9 protein-coding genes and 1 pseudogene are annotated in these 15,184 nt (G+C 70.9%); 3 read left to right on the plus strand and 7 right to left on the minus strand.

Features of this window, described 5'->3' with window-relative positions:
• Positions 1–222: 222 nt before the first annotated feature.
• The 7 genes and pseudogenes from ACJ7VY_RS12525 to cysD form a co-directional block, all read right to left on the minus strand.
• Complete coding sequence (locus ACJ7VY_RS12525; RefSeq protein WP_409476813.1) at positions 223–1,005, minus strand: TrmH family RNA methyltransferase; 783 nt, start codon at positions 1,003–1,005, stop codon at positions 223–225.
• A gap of 72 nt (positions 1,006–1,077) precedes the next feature.
• Positions 1,078–2,580, minus strand: a complete 1,503-nt coding sequence (locus ACJ7VY_RS12530; protein WP_161613315.1) for an alanine/glycine:cation symporter family protein — start codon at positions 2,578–2,580, stop codon at positions 1,078–1,080.
• A gap of 88 nt (positions 2,581–2,668) precedes the next feature.
• Positions 2,669–3,205 (minus strand): GNAT family N-acetyltransferase, encoded by a 537-nt coding sequence (locus ACJ7VY_RS12535; RefSeq protein WP_104939430.1) that lies wholly within the window; start codon positions 3,203–3,205, stop codon positions 2,669–2,671.
• Positions 3,198–6,323: an efflux RND transporter permease subunit gene (locus tag ACJ7VY_RS12540; RefSeq protein WP_313247628.1), complete on the minus strand. Its 3,126-nt coding sequence runs from the start codon at positions 6,321–6,323 to the stop codon at positions 3,198–3,200. The genes ACJ7VY_RS12535 and ACJ7VY_RS12540 overlap by 8 nt, the downstream gene beginning before the upstream one ends.
• The gene (locus ACJ7VY_RS12545; RefSeq protein ID WP_104939432.1) at positions 6,320–7,393 is read right to left on the minus strand and encodes an efflux RND transporter periplasmic adaptor subunit; all 1,074 of its coding nucleotides are present in this window, start codon (positions 7,391–7,393) and stop codon (positions 6,320–6,322) included. Before ACJ7VY_RS12545 ends, ACJ7VY_RS12540 begins: the two co-directional genes overlap by 4 nt.
• A gap of 376 nt (positions 7,394–7,769) precedes the next feature.
• Positions 7,770–9,623 (minus strand): annotated as a pseudogene (gene cysN / locus ACJ7VY_RS12550) (sulfate adenylyltransferase subunit CysN); the annotation flags it as partial.
• Between the two features lie 26 nt (positions 9,624–9,649).
• The gene (cysD, locus tag ACJ7VY_RS12555) at positions 9,650–10,561 is read right to left on the minus strand and encodes a sulfate adenylyltransferase subunit CysD (RefSeq protein ID WP_409475740.1); all 912 of its coding nucleotides are present in this window, start codon (positions 10,559–10,561) and stop codon (positions 9,650–9,652) included.
• 205 nt (positions 10,562–10,766) lie between these two features.
• Here cysD and ACJ7VY_RS12560 point away from each other — a divergent pair, with 205 nt between their 5' ends.
• The 3 genes from ACJ7VY_RS12560 to ACJ7VY_RS12570 are packed head-to-tail and all read left to right on the plus strand — an operon-like array spanning position 10,767 to position 15,127.
• Positions 10,767–12,653, plus strand: coding sequence for an assimilatory sulfite reductase (NADPH) flavoprotein subunit (locus ACJ7VY_RS12560; RefSeq protein ID WP_409475741.1), 1,887 nt, complete (start codon positions 10,767–10,769; stop codon positions 12,651–12,653).
• 36 nt (positions 12,654–12,689) lie between these two features.
• Entirely contained in the window at positions 12,690–14,396 is a 1,707-nt protein-coding gene (cysI, locus tag ACJ7VY_RS12565) for an assimilatory sulfite reductase (NADPH) hemoprotein subunit (RefSeq protein WP_409475742.1), read from the plus strand.
• A complete protein-coding gene (locus tag ACJ7VY_RS12570; protein ID WP_409475743.1) occupies positions 14,393–15,127 on the plus strand; it encodes a phosphoadenylyl-sulfate reductase in 735 nt (244 codons plus the stop codon). The genes cysI and ACJ7VY_RS12570 overlap by 4 nt, the downstream gene beginning before the upstream one ends.
• Positions 15,128–15,184: the final 57 nt, after the last annotated feature.

Consider the following 15,184-nt stretch of genomic DNA (forward strand, 5'->3'; position numbering starts at 1 on the left):
GACCCGGTTGGCCTGCGGCGCAGCGGCGAACCGGGCTGCGGAAGGCGACGGCCACCACCGCGTGATCCGCGCAGGCACGGAGCCGACAAAGGCATCTCCAGCTGCGCCTGATACACCGCACCGCTGGCGCGAGGCCGGCGGCGACGAACCCCGCACGAGCCTGTCCCTGGCAACCCGAGCGCCTTGCGGCGGCGCCTGGCCGGGGTCCGCCCCGGGGTGGTCTCAGTCCCGGGCCTGGCGGCTGCGCCAGCCCGCCAGGAACACCGCGGTGGCGGCGGCGACGTTGAGGCTTTCCACCGCGCCGGTGCCGGGAATGGACAGGCGCAGGTCGCAGTGCTGCGCGAACTCGCGGTCCATGCCCTCGCCTTCGGCGCCCATCACGTAGACCATGCGCGGCGGCAGCGGCGTGGCGAACAGGTCCTGCCCGCCCTCCACCAGCGTCGCGGCCAGCGCGAAACCGGCAGCGCGCAGCTGCGACAGCGCCTGCGGCAGCGCCGGCAGGCGCACCAGCGGCACCGCTTCGGCACCGCCCTCGGCGACGCGGGCGGCGGCACCGGACAGGCTCAGCGTCGACTCGGCCGGCAGCAGGATGCCAGCCGCTCCGAAGTGTGCGGCCGAGCGCAGGATCGCGCCGAAGTTGTGCGGGTTGCCCACGCCGTCCAGCCACAGCGCCAGCACCGGCCCGTCAGGCAGCGTCGCCAGCCAGGCGGCCAGCGGCTGCGGTTCGGCGCGCAGCACGTCGGCCACCACGCCCTCGTGGTGGGTGGTGGCGGCGAGCTTGTTGAGATCGCCCTCGCCGACCACGCGGTAACCGACGCGGTTGCCCACGCACCACTTCAGCAACGGCTGCAGCCGCGGGATCAGCGCTTCGGCCAGGTACAGCTTGCGCAGCGCCTGCGGGCGCCGCGCGTGCATCGCCAGTACCGCGTTGACGCCGTACAGGCGCAGTTCGTCGTTGCCGCGTACCGGGCCGGCGCCGTCACCGCGCGCGCCGGAAGGCGGCAGAGGCGTGGCGCGCGGCGGGCGCGCGGAGGGACGACGGTTGTTCCAGGGGCTGTTCACTGCCGTTGCACTCGCTTACTTGTTGCCGCGCCAGAAATCGGCGTTGCGGATGCCCAGCGCATCCGGGTCGAACACCGGGTCCAGGCCCTGCTTCTTCTGCCGCTCGTAGTCGGACAGCGCCAGCATCGCCGGCTTCTGCAGGATCAGGATGGCGATCACGTTGAGCCATGCCATCAGGCCGACGCCGATGTCGCCCAGCGCCCATGCCATCTTGGCATTGTGGAAGGCGCCGAACACCACCATGCCCATGATGCCCAGGCGCAGCACCAGGGTCGCCGCCGGGTGGGTGCGGTTGCTGCCGGCCAGGTAGGTCAGGTTGGTCTCGGCCATGTAGTAGTAGGCCATGATCGTGGTGAAGGCGAAGAAGAACAGGGCCAGCGCCACGAACCCCGCGCCCCAGCCCGGCAGCACCGACTCGACCGCGGCCTGGGTGAACAGCGCGCCCTCCGAGGGCGCCACGCCGGGCACGCCGCTGACGATCGCCTCCAGCTTCTGCACGCCGCCCTCGGTGACCTCGCGGAACACGTTGTACATGCCGGTGGACAGCAGCAGGAAAGCCGTGGAGGTGCACACCAGCATGGTGTCGAAATAGATCGCGAACGCCTGCACGTAGCCCTGCTTGGCCGGGTGCGAGACTTCGGCCGCGGCGGCCGCGTGCGGGCCGGTGCCCTGGCCGGCTTCGTTGGCGTAGATGCCGCGCTTCACGCCCCAGGCGATGGCCTGGCCGATGATGCCGCCGAAGGCCGCATGCGCGCCGAAGGCGCTGGAGAAGATGTCGGCGAACATCGTCGGCACCTTGCCGGCATTGAGCATCATCACCACGATGGCCATCAGGATGAAGCCCAGCGCCATGAACGGCACGATCACCTCGGCGAAGCTGGCGATGCGCTTGACCCCGCCGAAGATGATCACGCCCAGCAGCGCCGCGACCGCGACGCCGATCCACAGCTTCATGCTGGCCGCACCGCCCAGCGAAGCGCAGGCGTCGGCACCGGTGCACAGCACGTTGACCGCGCTGTCGGCGATGGCGTTGGCCTGCACGCCCGGCAGCAGGAAGCCGGCGGCGATGACCGTGGCCACCGCGAACACCGCCGCGTACCACTTCAGGCCCATGGCCTTTTCGATGTAGTAGGCCGGGCCGCCGCGGTAGCGGCCTTCGGCGTCCTTGGTCTTGTAGATCTGCGCCAGGGTCGACTCGACGTAGGAGGTGGAGGCACCGAGGAAGCCCATCACCCACATCCAGAAGATCGCGCCCGGGCCGCCGTAGGCGATGGCGGTGGCCACGCCGGCGATGTTGCCGATGCCCATGCGCCCGGCCATCGACATGGCCAGCGCCTGGAACGAGGAGACGCCGGCATCGGACTTCTGCCCGCGCACGGTGAGCCGGCACATCTCGGCAAAGCCGCGGATCTGCATGACGCGGGTGCGCAGGGTGAACCACAGCCCTGCGCCCAGGCACATGAAGATCAGCGCATTGCTCCAGATGATGCCATTTACGAATTCGACGATGGATTCCACACGATCTCCCCGGATGGCTGAAGGTAGGCGGGTGCCGGCTTCAGGAACCGGCGATTTTTCCACGATTGCAGGGCCCTGTGCAGGGCCGTCACGACCCCGGCGGCCACGCCCGCAGGCGGGCGAAGCAGCGCATGTCGTGCAGTACGCCATCCTTGAACACGGCCTGGCGCTCCAGGCCTTCCTCGATGAAACCGGTCTTGAGCAGCACCCGCGCCGAGGCGGGATTGCCGGCCATGACCTGTGCCGCGAGCCGGTACAGGCCCAGTTGCTCCATCACCCACGGCGCGAAACCGTCCACGACCGTGGTCATGATGCCCTGCCCCCAGTGGCGCCGCCCCAGCCAGTAACCCAGGGTCGCGCCATGGCGGCGCTCGCCGCTGCCCTGCTGCACGCCGATGCCGCCGCAGGCCTCACCGTCGATCTCCAGCGCGAACACCGGCCCGGACAGGTCCAGCACCTGCCCGGACAGGAACGCCTCGCCGTCGGCACGGGTGTAGGGATACGGGAAGCGCGTGCCCAGCCCGCGCGACACCGCCGCGTCATCGGCATGCCGCAGCAGCGACGCCAGGTCGTCCGCCCGCCAGTGGCGCAGCCGCACCGCGCCGATGGCGGGCGGCTCACGCATGCCCGCCCACCGATGGCGTGTCGCGTTCCTGCCTGGCCAGCTCGTTGGCCACCGTTTCCGGCGACTGCGTGTACGGCGCCAGCAGCGCGTAGAACGCCGGCACCACGAACAGCGACAGCAAGGTGGAAACGGCGACACCGAAGATCACCACGATGCCGATGGTGCCGCGGCTGGCCGAACCCGGGCCGCCGGCGAGCACCAGCGGCACCGCGCCGACCACGGTGGCGATGGAGGTCATCAGGATCGGACGCAGGCGCACCGTCGAGGCCTCGACGATGGCCTGGTGCACGTTGCGGCCCGCGTCGCGCAGCTGGTTGGCGAACTCCACGATCAGGATGCCGTTCTTCGCCGCCAGACCGACCAGCATGACGATGCCGATCTGGCTGAACAGGTTGAGCGTGCCGCCGCTGACGTACAGGCCGACGAAGGCGCCGAGCACGCCCAGCGGCACGGTGAGCATGATCACCAGCGGGTGGATGAAGCTCTCGAACTGCGCGGCCAGCACCAGGTAGACCACCAGCAGCGCCATGGCGAAGGTCAGCAGCACCGCGCCGCCGGCGCTCTGGTACTCGCGCGACTCGCCCTTCCAGTCGATCTGCGCGTACTCGGGCAGCTCCTCGCGGGCCACCTGCTGCACCCAGGCGATGGTTTCGCCCAGGGTGTGGCCGGGGGCCACGCTGGCGCTGATGGTGATCGAGCGCAGCCGGTTGAAGCGGTTCAGGGTGCCGGCCTCGGCCACCTCGCCAAGGCTGACCAGGTTGGACAGCGGCACCAGTTCGCCCGAACGCGCGCGCACCTGGATCGCCGCCAGGTCGGCCGGCGACGCGCGGCCCTCGCGGCCGGCCTGCACCAGCACGTCGTACTCCTCGCCGTTGTCGACGAAGGTGGTGACGCGGCGCGAGCCCATCATGGTTTCCAGCGCGCGGCCGATGTCGGTCACGCTCACGCCCAGGTCGGCCGCACGCTGGCGGTCGATGTTGACCCGCATCTGCGGCCGGGTTTCCTTGTAGTCCGAATCGGCGCCGACCAGGCCCGGGTAGTCGGCCATGCGCGCCAGCAGGCGGTCGCGCCACTGTGCGATCTCGGCATACTCCGGCCCGCCGAGCACCACCTGGAACGGCTGCCCGAAACTGCGCACCAGGCCGCCGCCGACCTGGGTGCGCACGCGCACGCCGCTGAGGCCGTCCAGCTCCTTCTGCAGCGCGCTGGCGACGTCGGCGGTGGCTTCCTGGCGTTCGCGCCAGGGCTGCAGGAACACGCTGATGCGGCCGGTGTGCATTTCCTCGCTGTTGCCCCAGCCGCCGGGCACGCGCGGGTTGGCGCGCACGATCGGCTCCTCGGGGCCGACGAAACGGTCGACGATGCGCTCGACCTGCTGCACCTGGCCGACGGTGTAGTCGAAGCCGGCGCCCTCCGGGCCGTCGATGATGATCTGGAACGAGCCGCGGTCCTCGGCCGGCGCCAGCTCCGACGGCAGCAGCCGGAACAGGCCCCAGCTGGCACCCAGCGCGGCCAGCATCACCAGGCCGAACACCCAGCTGCGCTGTACGTGGCGGTCCAGCACCCGGCCGTAGGCGGCCGCCACCCGCGCCAGCTGGCGGTCGATGAAACGGTTGATGCGGTTGGGCCGGCGTTCGCTGTGCGGGCGCAGCAGCTTGGACGCCATCATCGGCGTCAGGGTCAGCGCGACGAACGCCGACAGCGCCACCGCCGCGGCCAGCGCCACCGCCAGCTCGCGGAACAGTCGGCCGGTGTTGCCCTCCAGGAAACCGACCGGCAGGAACACCGCCACCAGTACCGCGGTGGTGGCGATCACCGCGAACGCCACCTGCGCGGTACCGCGCCGCGCGGCGACCAGCGGCGGTTCGCCCAGGTCGATGCGCCGCTGCACGTTCTCCACCACCACGATGGCGTCGTCCACCACCAGGCCGATGCACAGCACCAGCGCCAGCAGGGTGAACAGGTTGATCGAAAAACCGAAGGCGAACAGCGCGATGAACGCCGCCACCAGGCACACCGGCACCGTCACCGCCGGGATCAGCGCCGCGCGCAGGCTGCCCAGGAACAGCCAGATCACCACCAGCACCAGGAGCATCGCCTCCACCAGGGTGGCATAGACGCGCTCCACCGCCGCCTCGATGAAGGTGGTGTTGTCGAAGGCGACGAAGATCCGGGTACCGGCCGGCAGGGTCCTGGCGATGCGCTCGGCCTCGGCGCGGGTGGCGCGGGCCACGTCCAGCGCGTTGGCGGTGGAGGTCTTGACGATGCCCATGCCGATGCCGGGCTCGCCGTTGCTGCGGTAGTAGGCGCGGCGCTCGGCCGAGGCCAGCTCGACCCTGGCCACGTCGCCCAGCCGCACCACGTAGCCGTCGCTGCCCTTGCCCAGCGGGATGCTGGCGAAATCGGCCGGGGCCACGTAGCTGCGCTCCACGCGCAGGGTGAAGTCGCGGTCGGCCGACTCGATGCGCCCGGCCGGCAGCTCCACGTTCTCGTTGCGCAGCGCCGATTCCACCTCGCCCACGGTCAGCCCGCGCGCGGCCAGCTGGTCGCGGTCCAGCCAGATGCGCATGGCATAGCGCTGGCGCCCGCCGATGCGCACCTGGGCCACGCCGTCGATGCTGGAGAAGCGGTCGACCACGTAGCGCTCGGCGTAATCGCTGAGCTCCAGCGTGTCCATCGTCGAGGAGCTCATGTTGAACCAGATGATCGGGTCGGCATCGCTTTCGACCTTGGCGATCTCCGGCGGGCGCGCTTCCTCGGGCATGCGGTCGGCGACCCGGCTGACCGCATCGCGCACGTCGTTGGCGGCGGCCTCGATGTCGCGGTTGGCGGTGAACTCGATGCTCACCGAGGCGCGGCCGTTGGTGCTGCGCGCATTGATGGTGTCGATGCCCTCGATGCCGGCCAGCGCGTCTTCCAGCACCTGGGTGATGCGGCTTTCGATCACCGCCGCCGAGGCGCCGGTGTAGTCGACCGACACCGATACAATGGGCGGGTCGATCGCCGGCAGCTCACGCAGGGTCAGGCGGCTGAAGGACATCAGCCCCAGCACCACCAGCAGCAGGCTCATCACCACGGCCAGCACCGGCCGCTTGATCGACAGGTCCGACAGCTTCATTCGGCGCTGGCCCCGGCGGCGGCCGGCGCGGCCTTGGCGTCGGCGATGCGCAGGCCCGGGCGCAGCTTGCCGGTGCCGTCGACGACGATGCGCTGGCCGGCCTCCAGCCCTTCCACGATCTCCACCACGCCGGCGCGGCGGGTGCCGGTCCTGACGTCGGCGCGCTCGACCGTGGCGTCGTCGCGGACCCGGAACACGTAGGAGTCACGGCCGACCTGGACCACCGCGATCTCCGGGATCACCAGCGCCTGCCGCTCGGGGCGGAACACGCGCACGTCCAGCAGCATGCCCGGGCGCAGCGCATGGTCGGGATTGGCGAAATCGGCGCGCACGGTGACCGCGCGGCTGCCCGGGTCGACCCGCGCATCGACGGTGCTGACCTCGCCCTCGAAGCTGCGCCCCGGGTAGGCGATGCTGCTGCCGCTGACCTTGTCGCCGGGCTTGAGCGAGGCCAGCTCGGCTTCCGGCACCTGGAAATCGACATGCATCCGCGAAATGTCGTCGAGCGTGGCGATCACCGTGGTCGGGGTGACCAGCGAGCCGGGGCTGACCTGGCGGATGCCGAGCACGCCGGCGAACGGCGCCCGCACCTGGCGGTCGGCCACATCGGCGCGCATCTGCCGCACCCGCGCCTCGGCCGCGTCGCGGATCGCCTTCTGGGTATCAAGGGTGGAACTGGCGACCAGCTGCTGGGTGGCCAGCTCGCTCTGCCGCCGGTACAGGCGGTCGGCTTCGTCGAAGGTGGCCTGGGCCTGCGCCAGCGCGGCCTGCTGCGCGTCGATGCGCAGGGTCACCAGCGGTGCGCCGGCGGCCACTTCCTGGCCGCTGCGGAAATGCACCGCGTCGATGATCTCGCTGACCTTGGCGGTGACGGTCACCGACTCGCGCGCCCGGGTGGTGCCGATGGCCTGCAGGGTGTCGTTCCAGGCCGAACGCGCGACCACCTGGGTGGTGACCGGCACCGGCGCGCCCTGCGCACGCGGCGCATCGCCGCTCCCACGGCCGCAGGCGGCCATTCCCAGCGCCAAGACAATGCCACCGGCCAGGGTGGCCGAAAAACGCCACAACATACGTCGTTCCGTCCGCTACACGATCGCGCAGTCTAGCCGCCGCCAGTGACGGGCCGGATGTGCCATTGGGTGGGGCCGGGCCATAACCAGGGCGGGGTCACCCATTGCCTGCCGCCATGGCTTCCGGCCGCGCCCGGGGGACGGGCGGCCGCGAGTGCCGGACCGCGCCCGGGGACGACCCTGGACGGCGCGGACGCGTACTTCGGCAAGCGACCCTGCGACGGCGCAGGACGGCCGTGCATTCACCTTGCCGGCAGGCAAGCGGGCGCCCGCCCGGGGCGGCAGACGTGCGCCGCCCAGCGCCGCGCCGCCGGCCCGGGTGCGGGCAGCATCGGCCGCGCGTGCAACGCGGCCGCAGTGCTCCGCGGCTCGCGCCTCAGCGCAATGCCAGCCGTACGACCTGGTCGGCCATCGCGTCCAGCGTCTCGCCGTCGGCGTACAGGTGCAGTTCCGGCGCTTGTGGCGGTTCGTAGGGCGAATCGATGCCGGTGAAGTTGGGAATCTGCCCGGCCCGCGCCTTGCGGTACAGGCCCTTCACGTCGCGCGATTCGGCGACCTCCAGCGGCACGTCGACGAAGATCTCGACGAACTCGCCCGGGGCGAAACGCTCGCGCGCCATCTGCCGCTCGGCACGGAACGGTGAGATGAAGCTGACCAGCACGATCAGCCCGGCGTCGACCATCAGCCGGGCCACCTCGGCCACGCGGCGGATGTTCTCCACCCGGTCCTCGTCGGTGAAGCCCAGGTCGCGGTTCAGGCCGTGGCGGACGTTGTCGCCGTCAAGCAGGAACGTGTGGCAGCCACGCGCGTGCAGGCGCTTCTCCACCTGGTTGGCGATGGTGGACTTGCCCGCGCCGGACAGGCCGGTGAACCACAGCACCCGGGGGGTCTGCCCCTTGATCCGCGCGCGCGCGGCCGGATCCACGTCCAGGTGCTGCCAGTGCACGTTGCCGGCACGGCGCAGGGCGAAGTCCAGGGTACCGGCGGCGACGGTGGCGTTGCTCTGGCGGTCGATCAGGATGAAGCCGCCCAGCGCGCGGTTGCGCGCATAGGGTTCGAAGGCGATGGGTTCGTCGAGGGACAGGTTGCAGTAGCCGACCTCGTTCAGCTCCAGCCGCTTGGCCGCCAGCTTGTCCTGCGTGTTCACGTCGATCCGGTGTTTGATCTCGCTGACGCTGGCGGCCACGCTGCGGCTGCCGATCTGCAGCCAGTACGGCCGCCCGGGCAGCAGCGCGGCATCGTCCATCCACAGCACGTGCGCGGCGAACTGGTCGGCCACTTCCGGCGGATCGCCGGCGGCGGCGATCACGTCGCCGCGACTGACGTCGATCTCGTCGGCCAGGACCAGGGTCACCGCCTGGCCGGCGCGGGCGACGTCCAGCGGGCCATCCGGGCCGAGCACCTCGCGCACCGTCGAACGCCGCGCCGACGGCAGCACCACCACCGCGTCGCCGGCGCGCACCTGGCCGGCGGCGAGGGTGCCGGCGAAGCCACGGAAATCCTGGTGTGGCCGGTTCACCCACTGCACCGGCAGGCGCAGGCCGCCGCCGCCGTCGTGGCCGGCGATGGCCACCGTGTCCAGGTGCTCGATCAGGGTGGGACCGTCGTACCACGGCATCAACGCCGAGCGCATCGACAGGTTCTGCCCTTCCAGCGCCGACAGCGGGATCGCCTGCACGTGGGCGATACCCATCTGCGCGGCCAGTGCCGCGTACTCGGCGGCGATGCGTTCGAACACCGCCGGGTCGTAGCCGACCAGGTCCATCTTGTTGACCGCCAGCACCACCTGGCCGATGCCCAGCAGGGAGATGATGTAGCTGTGGCGGCGGGTCTGCTGCAGCAGCCCCTTGCGCGCGTCCACCAGCACCACCGCCAGGTCGGCGGTGGAGGCGCCGGTGGCCATGTTGCGGGTGTACTGCTCGTGGCCCGGGCAGTCGGCGACGATGTACTTGCGGCGGTCGGTATCGAAATAGCGGTAGGCCACGTCGATGGTGATGCCCTGCTCGCGCTCGGCGGCCAGCCCGTCCAGCAGCAGCGCATAGTCGATGCGTTCGCCCTGGGTGCCATGGCGGCGGCTGTCGGCCTCCAGCGCGGCCAGCTGGTCGTCGAACAGGCGCTTGCTTTCGTACAGCAGCCGCCCGATCAGCGTGCTCTTGCCGTCATCGACGCTGCCGCAGGTGATGAAGCGCAGCAGCGGCTTGGATTCGTGCTGCTGCAGGTAAGTGGCGATATCGGAAGACGTTGCCGGTGCGTTCATCAGAAATAGCCCTCCAGCTTCTTCTTCTCCATCGACGCGGACGGGTCATGGTCGATCACCCGGCCCTGCCGCTCGGAACGGGTGGACACCAGCATTTCGGCGATGATCTTCTCCAGCGTGTCGGCCTGCGATTCGATGGCCCCGGTCAGCGGGTAGCAGCCCAGCGTGCGGAAACGCACCCGGCGCAGCTGCGGCACCTCGCCCGGACGCAGCGGCAGGCGCGCGTCGTCGACCATGATCAGGCTGCCGTCGCGCTCGACCACCGGGCGTTCGGCGGCGAAGTACAGCGGTACCACCGGGATCTTCTCGCGGTAGATGTAGAGCCAGATGTCCAGCTCGGTCCAGTTGGACAGCGGGAACACGCGCACGCTCTCGCCGGGGTGGATGCGCGCGTTGTACAGGTTCCACAGCTCCGGCCGCTGGTTCTTCGGGTCCCAGCGGTGGCGGTCGTTGCGGAACGAGAACACGCGCTCCTTGGCCCGGGATTTCTCCTCGTCGCGGCGCGCGCCGCCGATCGCCGCGTCGAACTTCCATTTGTCCAGCGCCTGCTTCAGGCCCTGGGTCTTCATCACGTCGGTATGCACCGCGGCGCCGTGGCTGACCGGGCCGATGTCGCGGGCGATGCCATCGGGATTGATGTGCACCCGCAGGTCCACGCCGGTTTCGGCCACGCGACGGTCGCGGAAGGCGATCATCTCGCGGAACTTCCAGCGCGTGTCCACGTGCAGCAGCGGGATCGGCGGCACCCCGGGCGCGAACGCCTTGAGCAGCAGGTGCAGCAGCACCGAACTGTCCTTGCCGACCGAATACAGCAGCACCGGGTTGGCAAAGCCGGCCGCGACCTCGCGCAGGATGTGGATGCTCTCGGCTTCCAGCCGGTCGAGATGCGACAAAGGGGGGGGAACGGTCATTGCGGAAGTTTCAGCGGCTGCACGTGTAAGAACGGTGGAAGGGTAGCAGCGCAGACAGGCGCACGTCCCCGGCAGGATGGCGAGTGTGCGCGGCGCGCGCCCCGCGCAGAAATGAACGCAGGGCATGAACCGATAACCGCGCATCCTTTCCCGCGCCCCGCGCCGCTCCCTAGCATCGGTCACCCCATCCCCGACCGGACCGGACATGACCGCCGCCGCTGCCACCGTGCCCCCCAGCCCCCTGCCCGAGGACCGCAGGGCGCTGCTGGCGCGCCTGGTGGAGGGGCTGGACGGCAACAGCCTGTGGTGGCTGTCCGGCTTCGCCGCCGGCCTCGCCCAGGGCCATCCGCCGCCGTCACTGGCGGTGATTCCCGGTGGCCAGCCGGCGGCGCCGGCCAGCGGCCGCCTGACCATCGTCTACGGCAGTCAGACCGGCAATGCCCGCCGCGCCGCCGAGCAGCTGGCCGGCGACGCCGAGGCCGCCGGGCTGGCGGTGCGGCTGCTCCGCGCCGACGCCTACCCCACCCGCGAACTGGCCGGCGAGCGCCTGCTGTACATCGTCATCAGTACCCAGGGCGAGGGCGACCCGCCGGACGACGCCATCGGCCTGGTCGAGTTCATCGCCGGCAGGCGCGCACCGAAGCTGCCGGAGCTCAGCTACGCCGTACTCGGCCTGGGCGATTCCAGCTACGCCGATTTCTGCGGCATCGGCCGCAGGCTGGACGCACGCCTGGCCGAACTGGGCGCGCGGCGCCTGCAGCCGCTGGGCGAGGCCGACCTCGACATTGACAGCGTCGCCACGCCGTGGCGCAGCCGTGCCCTGGCGGACGCACGCCAGGTGCTGGGCGAAGCCGCCGCGACGACCGCCAGCAACGTCACTCCGCTGCGCCACGGCCACGGCCACGGCACGGCATACAGCGCACAGCATCCATTCGCGGCCGAACTGCTGGCGCGGCAACCGATCAGCGGCCGCGACTTCAAGGGCCCGGCCTTCGGCCACTACGGCCGCTTCGACAAGCGCGTGCACCACCTCGAACTGTCGCTGGAGGGCAGCGGCCTGCACTATGAGCCGGGCGACGCGCTGGGCATCGTCCACCGCAACCCGCCGCAGCTGGTCGATGCGATCCTCGCCGCCACCGGGCTGGACGGTGACACCGGCGTCAGCCATGGCGGCCATGAGCGCCCGCTGGCGCAATGGCTGGGCGAATACCGCGAACTGACCCGCATTTCGCGCCCGTTGCTGGCGACCGTGGCCGAACGCAGCGGCAGCGCCGACCTGGCCGGCCTGCTGGAGCCGGCCCGCAGCGGCGAACTGGCCGCCGTGTTCGCCGACCACCAGCTGGTCGACGTGCTGCACCGCTGGCCAGCCGACTGGGACGCCACCGCACTGGTCGCCGCGCTGCGCCCGGCCGCGCATCGGCTCTACTCCATCGCCTCCAGCCGCAGGCGCGTGGGCGAGGAGGTGCACCTGACCGTGGACGAACTGGCCTACGACGCGCACGGCCGCGGCCATGTCGGCGCCGCCAGCGGGTTCCTCGCCGCGCTGCAGGAAGGCGCGCAGGTGCCGGTGTTCGTCGAACCGAACGAACGCTTCCGGGTTCCCGCCGATGCCAGCCGCGACATCATCATGATCGGCCCCGGCACCGGCGTGGCGCCGTTCCGCGGCTTCGTGCAGGAACGCGCCGAGACCGGCGCCACCGGCCGCAACTGGCTGTTCTTCGGTGCCCGCCACTTCAACAGCGATTTCCTCTACCAGGTCGAGTGGCAGGAGGCCCTGCAGAAGAAGGAACTGCATCGCCTCGACCTGGCCTTCTCCCGCGACCCTCTGAAATCCCCGCACATGGATGCGCGGGCTGGCTCGCAGCAACGCATCTACGTGCAGCAGCGCCTGCGCGAGCGCAGCCGCGACCTGTACGACTGGCTGCAGGATGGCGCGCACCTGTACGTGTGCGGCGCCATCGCCATGGGCAGGGACGTGCATGCCGCGCTGCTGGACGTGGTGGCCGCGCACAACGGCGGCGATGCCGAGGCCGCCGCCGGGTACCTGTCCGCGCTGCAGCGCGAAGGCCGCTACGCCCGCGACGTGTACTGACGCGTTGCGCGCACCCACACCGCCATTGGACACACCATGAGCCACCCATCCGTCGAAACCATCAAGCGCGAAAGCCGGCGCCTGCGCGGCACCATCCACGAGGGCCTGGGCGATGCCACCACCGGCTCGCTGGGCTTCGAGGACCAGCGCACCATCAAGTTCCACGGCAGCTACCAGCAGGACGACCGCGACCTGCGCGACGAGCGCCGGCGGCAGAAGCTCGAGCCCGCGCACCAGTTCATGATCCGCATCCGCGCGCCGGGCGGCGTGTTCACCCCGCAGCAGTGGCTCGGGCTCGACCGCATCGCCACCACCTGGGCCAACCACTCGCTGCGGGTCACCACCCGCCAGACCTTCCAGTTCCACGGCGTGATCAAGCGCGAGTTGAAGGCGACGATGCAGGCGATCAACGCCGCGGCGCTGGACACCGTCTCGGCCTGCGGCGACGTCAACCGCAACGTGCTGGGCGCCAGCAACCCGCTGCTGTCGGGCCTGCATGCACAGGTGCACGCGTGGGCGCAGCAGCTGTCGCTGCGCTTCCTGCCGGCTACCCGCGCCTACTATGAGATCTGGCTGGACGAGGAAAAGGTCGCCGAAAGCGGGGTCGAGCACGAACCGCTGTATGGCGACACCTACCTGCCGCGCAAGTTCAAGATCGCCGTGGCGGTGCCGCCGTACAACGACGTCGATGTGTTCGCCAACGACCTCGGGCTGGTCGCCATCGTCGACGACGCCGGCAACCTGGCCGGCTTCAATGTCGCCATCGGCGGCGGCATGGGCGCCAGCCATGGCATTGCCGCGCATTACCCGCGGCTGGGCAACGTGATCGGCTTCGTGACCCCGGAACAGGTGTTCGCCATCGCCGAGGCGGCGATCACCGTGCAGCGCGACCTGGGCGACCGCGAGGAACGCAAGCACGCGCGCTTCAAGTACACCATCGACGACCACGGCACCGACGCCATCGTGGCGCTGATGCAGGAACGCGCCGGGGTGGTGCTGCAGCCGGCGCGGCCGTTCCGCTTCGAGCACAACGGCGACCGCTTCGGCTGGGTCGAGGGTGCGGACGGCCTGTGGCACCTCACCCTGTCCCTGCCCAGCGGGCGCATCGCCGACACCCCGGGGCGGCCACTGCTGACCGGCATGCGCGAGATCGCGCGGGTGCATCACGGCGAGTTCCGCCTGACCGCCAACCAGAACCTGATCATCGCCGGCGTGCCCGCGGCACAGCGCGCGCGCATCGACGCACTGGTCGCGCAGCATGCGCTGGACCTGGAGAACAACGCGCCCACCGCCACCGCGCGTGGCGCGGTGGCGTGCGTGGCGCTGCCGACCTGCGCGCTGGCGATGGCCGAGGCCGAACGCTACCTGCCCGGCTTCCTCGCCGCGCTGGAACCGCTGCTGGCCCGGCACGGCCTGCGCGAGGTGCCGATCCTGCTGCGCATCTCCGGCTGCCCCAACGGCTGCTCGCGCCCGTACCTGGCCGAAATCGCCCTGGTCGGCAGGGCACCGGGCCGCTACAACCTGTTCCTTGGCGGCGACCACCGCGGCCAGCGCCTGAACACGCTGTACCGCGACAACGTCACCGAGGTGCAGATCCTGCAGGCGCTGGAGCCGCTGCTGGCGCGCTATGCCGCCGAACGCGACGCGGACGAACGCTTCGGCGACTTCCTACACCGCCGCGGGCTGATCGAACTGCCGCCCTACCCGACCCACCGCCAGATTGCCGTGGAACTGCACGCATGAGCGCCCTGCCCCTGTCTTCCCGCCACACCGGCAACACCGCGTCCCCCGAGGAAACCGCCGCGCTCGACGCGCGGCTCGAGGCGATGGACGCGACCGCGCGCGTGCGCTGGGCGCTGCAGCACCTGCCCGGCACCCACGTGCTGTCCTCCAGCTTCGGCGCGCAGTCGGCGGTGACCCTGCACCTGCTCAGCCACGAGCGGCCGGACATCCCGGTGATCCTGATCGACACCGGCTACCTGTTCCCGGAAACCTACCGCTTCGCCGACACCCTCAGCGAGCGCCTGGGCCTGAACCTGAAGGTGTACCGGCCGCTGGTCAGCCGCGCCTGGATGGAGGCGCGCCACGGCCGCCTGTGGGAACAGGGCCTGGTCGGCATCGAGCAGTACAACAACCTGCGCAAGGTCGAGCCGATGAAGCGCGCGCTGGACGAGCTGCAGGCCGGCACCTGGTTCACCGGGCTGCGCCGCAGCCAGTCGAGCGGCCGCGCCACCACGCCGGTGCTGCAGCGCCGCGACGCGCGCTGGAAGGTCAACCCGATCGCCGACTGGAGCGACCGCGACGTGTGGCAGTACCTCAAGCAACATGACCTGCCCTACCACCCGCTGTGGGAACAGGGCTATGTGTCCATCGGCGATTACCACACCACCCGCCGCTGGGAACCGGGCATGCGCGAGGAGGACACCCGCTTCTTCGGCCTCAAGCGCGAGTGCGGCCTGCACGAGGACATCTAGGGCGGCCAGCGTGCCGCGTTTGCGCGGCGGGCGCCTGCGCGGCAGGCGCCGCCCACC

The sequence above is a fragment of the Stenotrophomonas sp. Y-13 genome (assembly GCF_046267925.1).
GTDB classification, from domain to species: Bacteria; Pseudomonadota; Gammaproteobacteria; order Xanthomonadales; family Xanthomonadaceae; genus Stenotrophomonas; species Stenotrophomonas acidaminiphila_A.

Excerpts from the sequence above, each read along its gene's own strand:
- cysI (WP_409475742.1), top strand. The coding sequence starts at position 12,690 with ATGAGCCACCCATCCGTCGAAACCATCAAGCGCGAAAGCCGGCGCCTG.
- ACJ7VY_RS12535 (WP_104939430.1), bottom strand. The coding sequence starts at position 3,205 with ATGCGTGAGCCGCCCGCCATCGGCGCGGTGCGGCTGCGCCACTGGCGG.
- ACJ7VY_RS12545 (WP_104939432.1), bottom strand. The coding sequence starts at position 7,393 with ATGTTGTGGCGTTTTTCGGCCACCCTGGCCGGTGGCATTGTCTTGGCG.
- ACJ7VY_RS12540 (WP_313247628.1), bottom strand. The coding sequence starts at position 6,323 with ATGAAGCTGTCGGACCTGTCGATCAAGCGGCCGGTGCTGGCCGTGGTG.
- ACJ7VY_RS12570 (WP_409475743.1), top strand. The coding sequence starts at position 14,393 with ATGAGCGCCCTGCCCCTGTCTTCCCGCCACACCGGCAACACCGCGTCC.
- ACJ7VY_RS12560 (WP_409475741.1), top strand. The coding sequence starts at position 10,767 with ATGACCGCCGCCGCTGCCACCGTGCCCCCCAGCCCCCTGCCCGAGGAC.
- cysD (WP_409475740.1), bottom strand. The coding sequence starts at position 10,561 with ATGACCGTTCCCCCCCCTTTGTCGCATCTCGACCGGCTGGAAGCCGAG.